Source organism: Sphingomonas natans, assembly GCF_030546695.1.
Taxonomy (GTDB): domain Bacteria; phylum Pseudomonadota; class Alphaproteobacteria; order Sphingomonadales; family Sphingomonadaceae; genus Sphingomonas_I; species Sphingomonas_I natans.
This window is the reverse complement of the sequence record NZ_JAUOTP010000001.1, coordinates 430,995-446,141: the sequence shown is the minus strand read 5'-3', so window position 1 is coordinate 446,141 and position 15,147 is coordinate 430,995. Positions and strand designations below refer to the sequence as shown.

The following is a 15,147-nucleotide window of genomic DNA, read 5'->3' as shown; positions in this document are numbered from 1 at the left end:
GACTTAGCGCCCCTTGTTGCGCATCTGCATGAGCGCTGCGTCGCTCGCGAGCTTGTCGGCGCGCTCATTGTCCGGATGGCCGGCATGGCCCTTGATCCACACCCAATCGATCCGGTGCGGTGCCGCCGCCTCGATCAGCGCGCGCCACAGATCGTCATTCTTGACCGGCTGCTTTGAGGCCGTCTTCCAGCCGTTGCGCTGCCATCCGGCGACCCACTTGGTCAGCCCGTCGAGAACATAGCGGCTATCGGTCGAGAGCTTGACCCGGCAAGGCCGCTTGAGCGCGCGCAGCCCCTCGATCGCCGCCATCAATTCCATGCGATTGTTCGTCGTCTGCGGCTCGCCGCCGGACAGTTCGCGTTCCGTGCCGCCCGATCGCAGGAGCACGCCCCAGCCGCCGGGGCCCGGATTGCCCTTGCACGCGCCGTCGGTGGCGATCTCGACGGCCGTCGGCTCGGTCACAGCCCGAGGCTCTGCGCGCTCGCGGTTCGATACAGATCGAGGCGACGATGGAAAGCGAGCGGATCCTTGCGCGTGACGAGCGCGTCCGCCGGGGTGTTGAGCCAGTCCCATGCCCGCGTCAGCAGGAAGCGGACGCAGGCGCCGCGCGCCAGCACGGCGAACGCCGCCCGCTCCTCGGCCATAAGCGGAAACGCCGAGTCATAGCCGTCGATCAGCGCGCGCCCGAGCGCCGGATCGTAGGCGGTGCCGTCATTCGCGAAGCACCAGGCCGAATGCGTGACCGCCAGATCCCAGGCGCGAATGTCCGTGCAGGCGAAATAGAAATCGATCACCCCGGCCACGGCGTCGTCCAGCATCAGGACGTTGTCGGGAAACAGATCGGCATGGATGGCAGCTCGCGGAAGATCGGCCGGCCAGTTTTGGTCGAGCCAGTCCAATTCGGCCATGATCTCAGCGCGCAAGCCCGGCGTGATCGCATCGAGATCGGCGCCGCACCGCTCGGCGAGCGCACGCCATCCAGGTAGGCCGAGCGAATTGGGGCGCTCCAGCGTGAAATCGGCGAGTGCCGCGTGCATCTGCCCGAGTGCCTCGCCGGTGGAACGGGTCTGGGGCGGCGTCGGGTGGCTGACCGAGAAGCCGGGGAGAAACTCGATCAGGCAGGCCGGCCGGCCGGTGACCTGCTGGATCTGCTCGCCCTTCCGATCCGCGAACGCGCGCGGCACGGGCAGGCCGCGGTCAGCGAGATGGTCGAGCAAACTCAGGAAGAAGGGCAGATCGGCGACGTCCACCCGCTTCTCGTACAGCGTGAGGATCAACCTCGATCGCGTTGTATCGACGATATAATTGCTGTTCTCGACACCCTCGGCGATGCCCTTTGCCGAGACGAGCTCGCCGAGATCGAAGCGGATCAGCAATTCGGCCAGTTGCTCGGCCGAAACCTGCGTATAAACAGCCATGGTCGGAGGATCAGGCTGCTTCGAGGCTGCGGGGCAGCTTGAACGTCATCGTCTCGACGATCCCGTCCAGCTCGCGCTCGGTGATCGCGAAGCTCGTGCCGAGGCGATCGACGAGTTCGCGGACAAGCAGTTCCGGTGCGCTGGCGCCGGCCGTGATGCCCAGCGTCCGAACGCCCTCGAGCCAGGACATGTCGAGATCGGCGGCGCGCTCGATCAGCGTCGCGCGCGTGCCTTCGCGCCGCGCGACCTCGACGAGGCGTACCGAATTGGAGGAATTGGGCGCGCCGAGCACAATCAGCGCGTCGCATTGCGCCGCCAGCAGCTTCACCGCGGTCTGCCGATTCGACGTCGCATAGCAAATGTCCTCGCCGCGCGGCGCGAGGATCGACGGAAAGCGGCGACGGAGAGCGGCGATGATCTCGGCCGTGTCGTCCACCGACAGGGTCGTCTGCGTCAGGAAGGCGAGTTCGTCGGCATTCGGCGGCGCCAGCGCCTGCACGTCGTCGACCGTCTCGATGAGCGTCATTGCGCCCTCCGGAACCTGACCCAGCGTCCCGATCACCTCGGGATGGCCGCGATGGCCGATGAAGAGGATGTGGCGGCCATCCTTGATGAGGCGTTCGGCCTGGCGATGCACCTTCGAGACGAGCGGGCAGGTCGCATCGACATAATCGAGGCCCCGATCCTCGGCATCGCCCGTGACGACCTTGGGAACGCCGTGCGCCGAGAAGACGACGGGGCGCCCGTCGGGGACCTCGTCCAGTTCCTCGACGAACACCGCGCCCTGTGCCCGCAGGCTGTCGACGACGAAGCGGTTGTGGACGATCTCGTGGCGTACAAAGACGGGCGCGCCATATTTCTGGAGTGTCAGCTCCACGATGCGGATCGCGCGATCCACCCCGGCACAAAAGCCGCGCGGCGCCGCGATCAGCAGGTCCATCGGGATCTTCGTCGAAAGCGAAGGGGCGGCTTGTCCGTCGTCCATCGCAAAGCCCTTACGCGGTTGCTTGCCTCCAAGGAAGGCGCTTCCTATGAGCCGCTGCCTGTCTTCCGGAACTCTTCATAGAGGCCGGCACATGGTCAAGAGGAAGAACCGCGTGACGCTTTCCCGCTCAGCCCTGGCCCTGGTCGCCGTCTCCATGCTCGCCGGTTGCGCCGGCAAGAACCAGCTGGATGAGACGGGCGGCATGAAGATCACGCGATCGGTCTGCCCGGCCGTCGCCGTCGCCGCTTATACCGGGGACGTCTCGCTGTTCAGTCCAGTGGAGAGCCGCGACGCGCGGGCGCTGGATGTGGTGGCCACGATCACCAACCTGCAAAGCGCCTGCGATCAGACCGGATCGCCGGTGAAGGCAAACGTCACGTTCGACGTCGTCGCGCGCCGCGCCAGCGCATCCGGAGCCCGTGACATTACCTTGCCCTATTTCGCGACGGTCATGCGCAGCGGAACCACGATCGTCTCCAAGCAGCTCGGCCAGGTCCAGGTGCATTTCGACGACGGCAAGTTGACCGGGCAGGGACGCGCCGCCGCCGCCGCGGAGGTCAATCGCGCCGCGGCCTCGCTGCCCGATAACATCTCGACGCAGCTCAACCGCAAGCGGAAGGCGACCGATGCCGACGCCTCGATCGATCCGATGGCCGACCCTAGGACCCGCGCCGCGGTGAGCAAAGCCAGTTTCGAGCTCGTGATAGGGTTCCAGCTGACGCAATCCCAACTAGCTTACAACGCGACTCGCTGATCCGTGCGGGATTCATCGATAATCGATTGAATTTCCAACGCCCGATTGACTTCATCGTGGCGGAGCGGCATCCCTGATTTGTCGCTGCCGGTCATCCGGTGGACGGACGCGCGGGAGAAGACCGGGCCGGTGGCCCGATCGCCGAAGGAGCAACCGCCCCGGAAACTCTCAGGTATCAAGGACCGCGCGTTCGCTAAGACACTCTGGAAAGCGGTCGGCGCGGTTTCGCGGCGGCCCACCGAAGGGGTAAGCGGGCCATGCGCGGCTCGTGAAAACTCTCAGGTTTCGTGACAGAGGGGGCAGGGGGTTTTGGGACGGTTTCCGGCCATTGCGGACCCTTGCACGTTCGGCCACGGAGTTCGCGCATGAGTGATGAAGACGTACCTGAGACGATCGAGACGCTGCCTCTCGATTCATGGCACCGGGCCCAAGGCGGCCGCATGGTCGCTTTTGCCGGCTACCACATGCCGATCCAATATGACGGCATCATCGCCGAACATCTCTGGACGCGTGAAAATGCCGGGCTGTTCGATGTCAGCCATATGGGCCAGCTCACGCTCGCCGGAGAAGGCGCCGATGCGGCGCTGGAAACGATCCTGCCCGGCGATATCAAGGGGCTCGGCGAGGGCAAGATGCGCTACTCGCTGCTTCTGGGCGAAACCGGCGGTATCCTCGACGATCTCATGGTGACGCGCCTACCCGCAGCCAACGCGTTCGACGAAGCGGCGGGCGACTTCTACATCGTCGTCAACGGCGCCACCAAATGGGACGATATCGCCTATCTGCACGAGCAGTTGCCGGAAGGTCTGACGCTCAATCATCATGGCGATCAGGCGCTGCTGGCGCTGCAAGGCCCCAAGGCTGTCGATGCGCTGGCGCGGCTGGCGCCCGGTGTCGCCGATCTGTTCTTCATGGAAGCGGGCGCGTTCACGATCGCCGGCGTCTCGGCCTGGGTCAGCCGGTCGGGCTATACCGGCGAAGACGGATACGAGATCTCGATTCCTGCCGCGGACGCCGAAGCCGTTGCGGCGGCGTTGCTCGCCTTGCCGGAGGTCAAGCCGATCGGCCTCGGCGCGCGCGATTCCCTGCGGCTCGAGGCCGGTCTTCCGCTCTATGGCCATGATCTGGACGAGAAGATCGATCCCGCCACGGCGGCACTGGGCTTTGCCGTGCCGAAGCGTCGGCGCGCGGAAGGCGGCTTTCCCGGCGCCGAGCAGACGATCGGCTTCTTTAAAGACGGACCGCCTGCCAAGCGGATCGGCCTGACGATCGAAGGTCGCCAGCCTGCACGCGAGGGCGCTACCATCTATGACGGCGACGTCGCCGTTGGTACGATCACTTCGGGCGGATTCTCGCCCAGCCTGCAGGTGCCGATCGCAATGGGCTATGTCAGCACGGACCGCGCTGCTCTGGGGACCGCGCTCGAGGTGGACGTGCGCGGCAAGCGCCTCGCCGCGACCGTGTCGGCCATGCCATTTGTATCACAGAATTACGTCCGCAAGGGAGCCAAGTGATGACGACCTACTACACGCGTGAACACGAATGGATCGCGGTGGAAGGCGACGTCGCCACAGTCGGCATCACGGATTATGCGCAGGCGCAGCTCGGCGACATCGTGTTCGTCGAGGTTCCAGGCGCCGGCACGACCGTCGCCAAGGGCAAGGAAGCGGCGGTCGTGGAATCGGTCAAGGCCGCGTCCGACATCTATGCGCCCGTCTCCGGCGAAGTGGTCGAAGGCAATGCCGCGCTGGAAGGCGATCCCGCGCTCGCCAACACCGCGCCCGAGACCGAAGGCTGGTTCTTCAAGCTGACGCTGTCCGATCCGGCGGAACTCGAAGGGCTGATGGACGACACCGCCTACAAAGCGTTCGTGGACAGCCTCTAAGGAGTTTCGGGCATGCGTTACCTGCCGTTGTCCGATACCGACCGGACCTCAATGCTGGCCTCGATCGGTGCTCCCTCGATCGATGCCCTGTTCACCGACGTGCCGGAGGCCGCGCGCCTTTCCGGCGTGATCGAGGATCTTCCGCTTCACGCCTCCGAACTTTCGGTCGAGCGGCAGCTGAAGGCACTCGCTTCCAAGAATCTGGTTGCCGGCGAGGTGCCCTTCTTCATCGGTTGCGGCGCCTACCGGCACCATATTCCGGCGAGCGTTGACCACATCATCCAGCGCGGCGAGTTCCTGACGAGCTACACGCCCTATCAGCCCGAAATCGCGCAGGGCACGCTGCAGGTTCTGTTCGAGTTCCAGAGTCAGGTTGCGCGCCTTTACGGTTGCGATGTCGCCAATGCCTCGATGTACGATGGCTCGACCGCGTGCTGGGAAGCCATCGGAATGGCGCGGAGGATCACCAGGCGGTCAAAGGCCGTGCTGTCGGCCGGGCTGCACCCGCATTATGTGTCGCTCTGCGATACGATGGCCAAGTTCACGGGCGACACGCTCGTTACCGCCGATCCCGTGCTGACGGACGGCGCCCCCGGCGACGACATGGCGCGTCTGCTCGCGGCGATCGACGGCGAGACGAGCTGCGTCGTGGTCCAGAATCCGAATATCTTCGGCCATGTCGCCGATCTGTCCGAGCTGGCCGATGCGTGTCATGCGAAGGGTGCATTGCTCGTCGCGGTCGTCACCGAGCCGGTCGCGCTCGGCGCGATCAAGAGCCCGGGTGAGATGGGCGCGGACATCGTCGTCGGCGAAGGCCAGTCGATCGGCGTCGGCCTGAATTTCGGCGGCCCTTATGTCGGTCTGTTCGCCTGCAACGAGAAGCATGTCCGGCAGATGCCGGGGCGTCTGTGCGGCGAGACGGTCGATGCGGCTGGGCAGCGCGGCTATGTGCTGACGCTGTCCACGCGTGAACAGCATATCCGACGCGAGAAGGCCACGAGCAATATCTGCACGAATGCAGGACTTTGCGCGCTGGCGTTCACGGTTCACATGAGCCTGCTGGGGGAAGCGGGCCTGCGCAAGCTCGCCAGCGTCAACCATGCGCGCGCGGTGCTCGCGGCCGAGCGGCTGGCGCAGGTGCCCGGCGTCGAACTGGTCAACGGCGCCTTCTTCAACGAATTCACGCTGCGACTGTCGAAGGAAGCGCGGCCGGTGGTGAAGACGCTTGCGGCGCGCGGCATCCTGGGCGGCGTAGCGCTCGGGCGCCTTTACCCGAAGCTGGAGGGGCTGGCGAACGGGCTCGTCGTCGCGGTGACCGAGACGACGAGCGAAGAGGACGTGGAGCAGCTTGCGAGCGCTCTTGAGGAGGCGCTGGCATGACGATCAACCCGAGCGGCTGGCGCCCCGAGCGCGCACTGGCGGCCAATGACGAAAATGAGGGCGGCGGCACCTTCACCGGCAATCGCGCGCTGATGCTGGAAGAGAAATTGATCTTCGAAATCGGCGACAGCAAGAGCTGCGGCGTCGATTTCGACGATGTGCCCGAAGTCGCGTCGCGGCTCGGCGGACTGGAGCGCAGTGCACCGATCGGCCTGCCCGGACTGTCGGAGCCGGAGACGGTGCGCCATTACACGCGCCTGAGCCGCCAGAATTACGCGATCGACCTCGGCCTGTTTCCGCTCGGCTCGTGCACGATGAAGCACAATCCGCGCCTGAACGAGCGGATGGCGCGGCTTCCCGGATTTGCCGACGTGCACCCGCTGCAGCCGGCCGAGACGGTGCAGGGCGCCTATGAGCTGATCCACGTCCTCGGACAGTGGCTGATCAAGCTGACCGGCATGAACTCCGTGGCGATGAGCCCCAAGGCCGGCGCGCACGGCGAATTGTGCGGCTTGCTCGCGATCCGCTCCGCGCTCGAAGCGCGTGGCGATGCGCGCAAGGTCGTGCTGGTGCCCGAGAGCGCGCACGGCACCAATCCGGCGACGGCGGCGTTTTGCGGCTATTCTGTCGAGACGATCCCCGCGACGAAGGCGGGGCGCGTCGATCGCGCGGCGCTCGAAGGCCGGCTCGCACCCGACGTCGCCGCGGTGATGATCACTAATCCGAATACGTGCGGACTGTTCGAGCGCGAGATGGTCGAGATCTGCGAGGCGGTCCATGCCGCGGGTGCGCTCGTCTATTGCGACGGTGCGAATTTCAATGCGATCGTCGGGCGCGTCCGTCCGGGCGATCTCGGCATCGATGCCATGCACATCAACCTGCACAAGACCTTCTCGACGCCGCATGGCGGCGGCGGCCCGGGTGCGGGGCCGGTGGTCTTCTCGGCCGCGCTTTCACCGTTCGCGCCCCTGCCATTCGTCGAGAAGACGGGCGACACCTACATCCTCGTCGAGGAAGAGACGGCGGACGAGGATCACTCGCGCAGCTTTGGTCGCATGGCCGCCTTCCACGGCCAGATGGGCATGTTCACGCGCGCGGCCTCATACATGATGAGCCACGGCGCCGATGGCCTTCGCCAGGTTGCGGAGGATGCGGTGCTCAACGCCAACTATATCCTCCGCCAGCTCGAGGACGTGCTGGACGCGCCGTTCGGCGAGAGCGGGCCGTGCATGCACGAGGCGCTCTTCTCGGACGAGGGACTGGCCGAAGGCCTTTCGACGATGGATATCGCCAAGGGGCTGATCGACGAAGGCTTCCATCCGATGACCATGTATTTCCCGCTGGTCGTGCACGGCGCAATGCTGATCGAGCCGACCGAGACCGAGAGCAAGGCCTCGCTCGACCAGTTCATCGGTGCGCTGCGCTCGGTGGCGGAACGTGCGCGGGCGGGGGATCTGAGCCTGAAGGCGGCACCTTTCTACGCACCGCGTCGCCGGCTGGATGAAACCGCGGCCGCCCGCAAGCCGATCCTGACGTGGCGGGACGCAACGCCCGCGGAGTAAGGTCGCGCGGATCGAGATCGATGGTCGTGAAGAATAGCGAGCGCGGCTGCCGGGCTAGTCGGCAGTCGCGCTCGCTGCGTTGCAGTTGAGCGATTCGCGCCTGCCGACGATGCACTTCGATTCGGAATCCGCCGGCGTTGGCGCTCATCAAGTGCTTCCGAAATGGACAGATCTCGATTCTTGGACGGTCGAATTATAGCTTTTTTCTGCGTCCCCTCGAACGAAATGCGCTGTTATCACTTTGTAACCCTTTGGAGTTGCGGAAATTTCTCCGCATCACGGCCAGAAGGTTGACAGATGTTCATACGTCTTTACGTTTCGTAAGGCCGGTGCTAACGTTTCCGCATGAAGCAGATCGGCCATCCGGGTGCGATCTCAGGCTGTTTGTTTGTAGCTCGTAGTTGAAGGGGGTTGGATCATGGTCAGGGAACTGCTGAAGATTTCAACTGGTCTGGCGCTCGTCGCCGGAATCGCGGCGGCGCCTGCCTCGGCGGTCACCATCCTGCAGTTCGGCGGTAGCGGCGGCACCGTCACGGCGACGAACCCAACGGCGACATCGACGGCGATCAACACCACCGATCTGGCTGTCGGCGTCACCTTGCTCCAGAACGGCAGCGCGCAGCCAGCCTATTTCTCGCTCTCGGCGCTCAGCTCGGGCCTCGCGAGCAGCGGCTTCGGACAGGTCGGCCAGAATTTCAGCGGGACGTTCACGATCAATACGGGGCTCGGCCTGTCGGGGACGAACCTGCTGTCGGGCTCGTTCAACAATATCGCGATGCTGTGGGGCAATACGACGACCGCCCAGCTCTCATCGGGGTCGACGGCGTCTTTCGCCTTCACTTCGGCCGTGATCACGAGCCTTGCTTCGCCGCTGGGGCTTTCGCTGTCCTTCTCGGACGTGACGCCGGATCTGCACATCGAGAATGGCACGCTCGCCGGCTTCAGGGCTTCGGTGTCGGGCACCTTCTCCGGTTCGCCGGTGCCGGAGCCGGCTTCGTGGGCGATGATGGTCGGGGGGTTCGGGTTGCTTGGGGCGACGATGCGTCGCCGCCGGCCTGCCATGAGCGTCAGCTTTTCCTGAAATCTGCCGTAAAGGCATTGATCGAATAAAAGCCGCCCGGTTCGTGCCGGGCGGCTTTTCTGTTTTCCGGCAATTTTTTTGGTAGTTCGCTATCGACGGGCGAGATCTTGGCCGTGCGCAGCCGATCAGAGCACGCGCAGCCGATCAGAGTATACCCATCCGTTCAGAGCAGCGGGCGCCATTCCCAACGGAGCGCGTCGCCGTCCATGACGTCCACGCCCCCGGCGACGAGTTCGTCGCGTAGTGCGTCCGAGGTCCCATAATCCTTGGTCTCCCGAGCGGTGCGACGTCTGTCGAGCACGGCTTCCACCTGCTCGGCGGTCAAAATCGCCGCCGCGGGTCGCGGGGCCAGCGCGCGGCGGTCGACCGTCATCAGATTGAGGCCGAGTGCCATGTCGAAGCTCGCCGCAATCCGAAGGCGTTCCTCCGCATCGAGGCTTTTCATAGTCAGGGCCTCGTCGAGCAGCGGCAGCGCCTGCGGCGTCATCAGATCGGCGGACAACGCCGCGTCGAACGCTTCGACGAGCGCGCGCGCTTTGTCGCCGAGCGGCGCCTCGATCGTTGCCCGCTGGAAAGCGAGGCTGGCGCCGCGCGTCGCCGTCATTTCGAGCGCCGGCAGGAGCCAGGGGAGAGGACCGGCCTTGTCCTTCAACTGGCCAATGGCGAGCACCAGCCGTTTCAGCCGAACGAGCGCGGCAGCGAGCGCATCGGTCGAGAATTCGAGCTCGGAGCGATAGTGCGAGGACAGGCAGAGCAGCCGATAGGCGAGGGGATGCACGCCGCGATCCTGAAGTCCGGAAAGCGTCGCGAAACCGCCTTTGCTCTTCGACATCTTGCCGTCGCGATCGACCAGGAAATTGTTGTGCAGCCACAGATTGGCGCCGGTCGCGGCCGAATCGTTATAGGCCTGATTCTGCGCGATCTCGTTGCAATGGTGGATCTCGCGATGGTCGATTCCGCCCGTATGGATGTCGAACTGCGCACCCAGATATTTGAGGCTCATCACCGAGCATTCGAGATGCCAGCCGGGTGCACCCGGCCCCCATGGCGATTGCCATTCCATCTGGCGGACGACGCCGGGGGGTGAACTCCGCCAGATCGCGAAATCGGCCGGGTGCCGTTTGCCCTCGACGTCGGCGATGCGGCCGATCGTCTCGTCGGGTCGAGATCCGGCCAAACGCCCGTAATCGGGAACAGTCGTCGTATCGAAATAGAGGCCGCCGTCGAGCCGATAGGTACTCCCGCGCGCCTCCAACGCAGTCGCGAAGGCGATCATGTCCTGGATGTGATCGGTCGCAACTGACCACAGGCTCGGGCTCATGACGTTGAGCGCGCTCAGATCCGCCTTGAAGGCGTCGGTGTAGAAAGCTGCAACGTCCCAGATCGAGCGCGACTGCGCCTGCGCCGCCGCCTCCATCTTGTCCTCGCCCGCGTCCGCATCCGAGGTGAGGTGTCCGACATCGGTGATGTTGATGACGTGCGTCGTCGCCCAACCCTTCCAGTTGAGCGTTCGCCGCAGCGTATCGGTAAAGACGTAAGCGCGCAGATTGCCGAGATGCGCGAAATTATAGACGGTGGGGCCGCAGCTGTAGAGCCGCACCATGGCGGGATCGATCGGCCTAAATTCTTCGGTCGCGCGCGTCAGGCTGTTGAACAGGACGAGCGGCGCGCCGTGGCTGGCCTCGGGCGCGGAAGGTTCGGAAAAGATGGACAAATGCTGCTCGCGGCCTGCCAGATGAGTTGAGCACGAACGAAAGCGGGCGCCCGTTACCGGACGCCCGCCCTTCGTCTACACCGGCGCGCCCTTCAGGAACGCGCCCGCGACATTACGACTTGTTGGCTTCGACGGCATCAGCCGCGTCATGCGCATTCTCGGCAGCGTTGCCGAGCGCATCCGCCGCCATGTCGTTCGAAGTGTTCTCAGCCATGTCTTCGAGATTCTCGCCGGCATTGTCGAGCGCATTCGCAGTCGCGTCGACCGAATTCTCAGCCGGCGTCTGCTTGCTGCAAGCGGCCAGAGACATCAGGCCGGCAGCGGCAAGAACAAAGACTACCTTCTTCATTCCGACACTCCATATTTTGTTTTGGGTCCGGCCCGAATGCCGTCCCAACGCGTTCCCTTAGCGGAGCAAGCTAAAGCGTCAACGCCAATTTCGTTCCGGCGACGCGCTGGGAACGCGCTGTCGCTGCGCTGCAGCAGGGCCCCCACGCAACTTTTCGCGGCCTTAAGCATTGTGAACATTGGTTCAGGATGGGGCCGCCGTTTGCCATATGGTAACGCCCCGTCTGGTCGATGCGTGGAGAGGGTTTTGATAATGCAGGAGCCGTTGGCTGTGTCCGTCAAGCGTATCGCCCTGATCGGGAACAGCCCGCCGCGACTTTGCGGAATCTCGACCTTCACACGCGACGTTCGCGAGGCACTCGTCACTGCCGAACCCGCTCTTGCGGTCGATCTCTATGCGATGGACGATCCTGGCTCCGCCCATGCCTACGGGCCCGAAGTCGTCTGCTCGATCGCCCAGGAAGAGCTGGCCGATTATGTCCAGGCGGCGCGCCGGATCAACGAGAGCGGCGCGGACGTCATCATCGTCCAGCACGAATATGGTATCTTCGGCGGCCCCGCGGGTGCGCTGCTGCTCAAGCTGCTCGATCGTGTCGATGCCCCGGTCGTCGTGACGCTGCACACCGTGCTTGAAAATCCCAATGCCGAGCAGCGCTCGGTCATCGAGGCGCTGGCACGCCGAGCATTCAAGCTGATCGTCATGGCCGAAAAGGGCGTGGAGATCCTCCAGGCCGTGCACGGCATCGGCGGCGATCAGGTCGCGATCGTGCCGCACGGCGTGCCCGACCGCCCGTTTCTTCCTACCCAGACGCTGAAGCCCGCTTTCGGCTTCGACGGTCACCGCGTTCTGCTGACATTCGGCCTCCTTTCCCCGAACAAGGGGATCGAGACGATGATCCGCGCGCTTCCGCGGATCGTCGCCGCCCATCCCGACGTGCTGTACGTGATCCTCGGCGCGACGCACCCGCATCTGGTGGCGCGTGAAGGCGAGGCCTATCGTGACAGCCTCGCGTCGCTTGCGGCCGAACTGGGCGTGAGCGAGCATGTCCGCTTCATCGATGGCTTCCTCGATCAGGAGCGGCTGCTGGATTATCTCCAGGCGACCGACGTCTATGTGACGCCCTATCTTTCGCCGACGCAGATCACGAGCGGGACGCTGTCCTACGCCGTGGCGCTGGGCAAGCCGGTCGTATCGACGCCCTATTGGCATGCGGCGGAATTGCTCGCCGACGGGATCGGCCGGCTGGTGCCGTTCGAGGACGTGGACGGCTTTGCCGCCGCCATCAGCGATCTGCTCGACCAGCCCGCGTTGATCGAGCAGATGAGCGAGGCAGCCTATGCGATCGGCCGGACGATGACGTGGGACAATCTCGCACGGGCCTATCTCCGGATTTGTGCCGATGCAGTGACGCGCCGGCCGGTGCGGCTTGCCCGGCCGGCCGCAACCGCGGTGCGTACCCATGATGTCCACCCGCCCAAGCTCGATGCGATCGAGCGCATGAGCGACGGATGCGGGATGCTCCAGCATTCGATCTTCTCGGTGCCGGATCGCGACCATGGCTATTGCGTCGATGACAATTGCCGGGCGCTGATGCTGATGCATCGGATCGACGGTCCGATCGAGCGCGCCGATGAACTCGCTCGAATCTACGCGTCCTTCGTCCAGCATGCCTGGAACGGCGACAAGGGCCGCTTCCGCAACTTCATGGCGTTCGATCGCGGCTGGCTCGAGGACGAAGGGTCCGAGGACAGTTTCGGACGCTCGCTGTGGACGATCGGCGCCACCGTCGCCGAGGCGCGCCATCAGGATCTCCGCCAATGGGGCCTGCATCTGTTCAATCAGGTTGCCCCTCATTCGCTGGCGTTGATGAGTCCGCGGACCTGGGCGTTCGCGTTGCTGGGTGCCGAGGCGGTGCTCGAGGCGCATCCGGACCATGCCGTCGCGCTCCGGCTGGTCGAGGAATTTTCGGACCGGCTGTGGCGCCGGCTGCGACTGGGGCGGCGCGAAGGCTGGATCTGGTTCGAGGCGGTGCTTGCGTATGACAATGCGCGCCTGCCCGAAGCCTTGATGCTGGGCGGCCGCCGTCTGGGCAACAAGGTGATGCTGGACGACGCCACCGCGGCGTTCGAATGGCTCGACGGGCAGCAGACCAACGCGGCCGGCCAGTTCCGCGCCGTCGGCACCGACAGCTTCTGGCGCGCTTACGAGGCGCCCCTGCCGTTCGATCAGCAGCCGCTGGAGGCATGGGCCACCGTCGACGCGGCGCTCGTCGCGCATGACATCACCGGCGATGCGCGATGGCTGGAAACCGCGCGCCGCGCTTATGCCTGGTATCTCGGCGACAACGATCTCGGTCTGCCGATGGCCACGCCGGCCGATGGCGGCTGCTATGACGGACTGATGAGCAATCGCGTCAACCTCAACCAGGGCGCGGAATCGATCCTGGCCTATCAGTTCGCCTGCGCCGCCATGACCCGTGCTGCCGCCCGCAACCGGACCGGCGGACAGGACGCGCCGACCAAATTCGGTTCGATCATTCCGCAAATCCGCGCGCCCCGTTGACGATCGGTCGCGCCGCCCCAGGGCGGGGCCGGTCGCAAACAATGATCGGGTAGCGCTTTTTGCCCTTATGCCGACGCAAAAGCTTGGATAAGGCGGGGGTCCCGGACGCGGCGTTCGGACCAACCCGTTCCTTTCGCTCGTAGCCGGGGGGCAACTTGCTCGACGTCATTCATCATCCATTGCGGCTCACGGCTGACCCGGCCCGCGTCGTCGTTCGCCCGTTCCACATTCCGATCGAGGGCAGTGCCGTCCCCGGTCGGCCGGGTCGCGTCCGCCGCATCGCCGATTCCGTGCTGGCGATGGCGGAAGCCGATGCGGCGATCGAGCTGGAGCTGGTGCTGCGGGACTTCGAAGCCCGGCATTGGCAGACGCGCGCGGTCTTCCGGACGCGCTACAAGGCGATCCGCGACGGTCTGAAGCTGGACGACAGCGCGATCTCGGACATCAAGAAGCAGCTGATCGGCGCCTATTTCTGCCACGAATATAGCTATGCCGCGGCCGCGCTGATGAACCCCAGCGTCATTCCGCACCCCGACCAGTCGGGCCTGTCCGATGGTGCGATGCGGATCGCCATGTCGCTGCGCGCGGTGGGCGAGGGGCATATCTCGTCGATCGCCTTCCGCGAGGGGATTTTGGGCCCGGGCCCGATGATCGAGCTGATGCCCGAGCCGCCTTTCGCGACCGCGGCCGACGGCGCGTTCGAGCTCGCCAATGGCGCGATCGAAGTCCATCGCCACCCGGACAGTTCGCTGTCCGGCACCGTTCTGTTCCCGATGACCGCGGCGCAGAGCAAGGGCCTGGAGGATCTCCGTCTGGTCCGCTTCCAGCACGACGACGGCAGCTTCGAGTGGCTGGGCACCTACACGGCTTATAACGGCGCATCGATCCGATCGGAACTGATGCGGACGCGCGATTTCCGCGGCTTCACGCTCGCGCCGATGAGCGGCCCTGCCGCGCGCAACAAGGGCATGGCGCTGTTCCCGCGCAAGGTGAACGGCGAATATCTGATGATCGGGCGTCAGGATGGCGAGAACGTCTTCCTGATCCGCTCGGACCGGCTCGATTATTGGGGCGAGGGGCAGTTGCTGCTGACGCCCGAATATCCGTGGGAAATGGTCCAGCTCGGCAATTGCGGCTCGCCGATCGAGCTCGACGAGGGCTGGCTGCTGCTCACGCACGGCGTCGGCGCGATGCGGAAATATTCGGTCGGCGCGATCCTGCTCGACAAGGACGATCCGTCGAAGATTATCGGGCGGATGACCGAGCCCCTGCTGTCGGCGGCGAACGAGGATCGCGAAGGCTATGTGCCGAACGTCGTCTATACGTGCGGCGGTCTAAAGCATGGCGACATGCTCTTTGTTCCGTACGGCGTGGCGGACAGCTCGGTCGCGTTCGGCTTCGTCTCGATCGCCGGATTGCTGAAGGCGATGCACTGAAAGAATGGCCGCCCGCGCATC

13 protein-coding genes and 1 riboswitch are annotated in these 15,147 nt (G+C 65.0%); of the genes, 8 read left to right on the top strand and 5 right to left on the bottom strand.

The features are described from left to right. Positions 1 to 3: 3 nt before the first annotated feature. Genes rnhA through ispH form a run of 3 tightly spaced genes read right to left on the bottom strand, consistent with a single transcriptional unit; the run spans position 4 to position 2,403 of the window. Positions 4 to 462, bottom strand: a complete 459-nt coding sequence (rnhA, locus tag Q4F19_RS02110) for a ribonuclease HI (RefSeq protein ID WP_303539480.1) — start codon at positions 460 to 462, stop codon at positions 4 to 6. Further along, entirely contained in the window at positions 459 to 1,418 is a 960-nt protein-coding gene (gene thrB, locus Q4F19_RS02105) for a homoserine kinase (RefSeq protein ID WP_303539479.1), read from the bottom strand. The genes rnhA and thrB overlap by 4 nt, the downstream gene beginning before the upstream one ends. 10 nt (positions 1,419 to 1,428) lie before the next feature. Continuing rightward, positions 1,429 to 2,403: a 4-hydroxy-3-methylbut-2-enyl diphosphate reductase gene (gene ispH / locus Q4F19_RS02100; protein WP_303539478.1), complete on the bottom strand. Its 975-nt coding sequence runs from the start codon at positions 2,401 to 2,403 to the stop codon at positions 1,429 to 1,431. A gap of 91 nt (positions 2,404 to 2,494) precedes the next feature. Here ispH and Q4F19_RS02095 point away from each other — a divergent pair, with 91 nt between their 5' ends. The 6 genes from Q4F19_RS02095 (at position 2,495) to Q4F19_RS02070 (ending at position 9,065) form a co-directional block, all read left to right on the top strand. After that, positions 2,495 to 3,157, top strand: coding sequence for a hypothetical protein (locus Q4F19_RS02095; RefSeq protein ID WP_303539477.1), 663 nt, complete (start codon positions 2,495 to 2,497; stop codon positions 3,155 to 3,157). Between the two features lie 101 nt (positions 3,158 to 3,258). Continuing rightward, positions 3,259 to 3,352: riboswitch (glycine riboswitch) on the top strand. 170 nt (positions 3,353 to 3,522) lie between these two features. Continuing rightward, positions 3,523 to 4,671 carry a glycine cleavage system aminomethyltransferase GcvT gene (gene gcvT / locus Q4F19_RS02090; protein WP_303539476.1) on the top strand — a complete coding sequence of 383 codons (1,149 nt, stop codon included), beginning with the start codon at positions 3,523 to 3,525 and terminating at the stop codon, positions 4,669 to 4,671. Beyond that, positions 4,671 to 5,042: a glycine cleavage system protein GcvH gene (gcvH, locus tag Q4F19_RS02085; protein WP_303539475.1), complete on the top strand. Its 372-nt coding sequence runs from the start codon at positions 4,671 to 4,673 to the stop codon at positions 5,040 to 5,042. The genes gcvT and gcvH overlap by 1 nt, the downstream gene beginning before the upstream one ends. A gap of 12 nt (positions 5,043 to 5,054) precedes the next feature. Continuing rightward, entirely contained in the window at positions 5,055 to 6,422 is a 1,368-nt protein-coding gene (gene gcvPA, locus Q4F19_RS02080; RefSeq protein ID WP_303539474.1) for an aminomethyl-transferring glycine dehydrogenase subunit GcvPA, read from the top strand. Then, positions 6,419 to 7,984, top strand: a complete 1,566-nt coding sequence (gene gcvPB / locus Q4F19_RS02075; protein ID WP_303539473.1) for an aminomethyl-transferring glycine dehydrogenase subunit GcvPB — start codon at positions 6,419 to 6,421, stop codon at positions 7,982 to 7,984. The genes gcvPA and gcvPB overlap by 4 nt, the downstream gene beginning before the upstream one ends. A gap of 418 nt (positions 7,985 to 8,402) precedes the next feature. Further along, positions 8,403 to 9,065: a PEPxxWA-CTERM sorting domain-containing protein gene (locus Q4F19_RS02070; RefSeq protein ID WP_303539472.1), complete on the top strand. Its 663-nt coding sequence runs from the start codon at positions 8,403 to 8,405 to the stop codon at positions 9,063 to 9,065. A gap of 163 nt (positions 9,066 to 9,228) precedes the next feature. Here the strand turns inward: Q4F19_RS02070 and cysS are convergent, their stop codons facing one another. Both cysS and Q4F19_RS02060 read right to left on the bottom strand, forming a co-directional pair. Next, complete coding sequence (gene cysS, locus Q4F19_RS02065) at positions 9,229 to 10,779, bottom strand: cysteine--tRNA ligase (protein WP_431312353.1); 1,551 nt, start codon at positions 10,777 to 10,779, stop codon at positions 9,229 to 9,231. 112 nt (positions 10,780 to 10,891) lie between these two features. After that, positions 10,892 to 11,128, bottom strand: a complete 237-nt coding sequence (locus Q4F19_RS02060; protein ID WP_303539471.1) for a hypothetical protein — start codon at positions 11,126 to 11,128, stop codon at positions 10,892 to 10,894. A 252-nt stretch (positions 11,129 to 11,380) separates the two neighbouring features. Between Q4F19_RS02060 and Q4F19_RS02055 the strand changes: the two genes are divergently transcribed. Both Q4F19_RS02055 and Q4F19_RS02050 read left to right on the top strand, forming a co-directional pair. Next, positions 11,381 to 13,690, top strand: a complete 2,310-nt coding sequence (locus Q4F19_RS02055; RefSeq protein WP_431312352.1) for a glycosyltransferase family 4 protein — start codon at positions 11,381 to 11,383, stop codon at positions 13,688 to 13,690. Between the two features lie 179 nt (positions 13,691 to 13,869). Continuing rightward, entirely contained in the window at positions 13,870 to 15,126 is a 1,257-nt protein-coding gene (locus Q4F19_RS02050) for a glycoside hydrolase family 130 protein (protein ID WP_431312351.1), read from the top strand. Positions 15,127 to 15,147 lie beyond the last annotated feature (21 nt).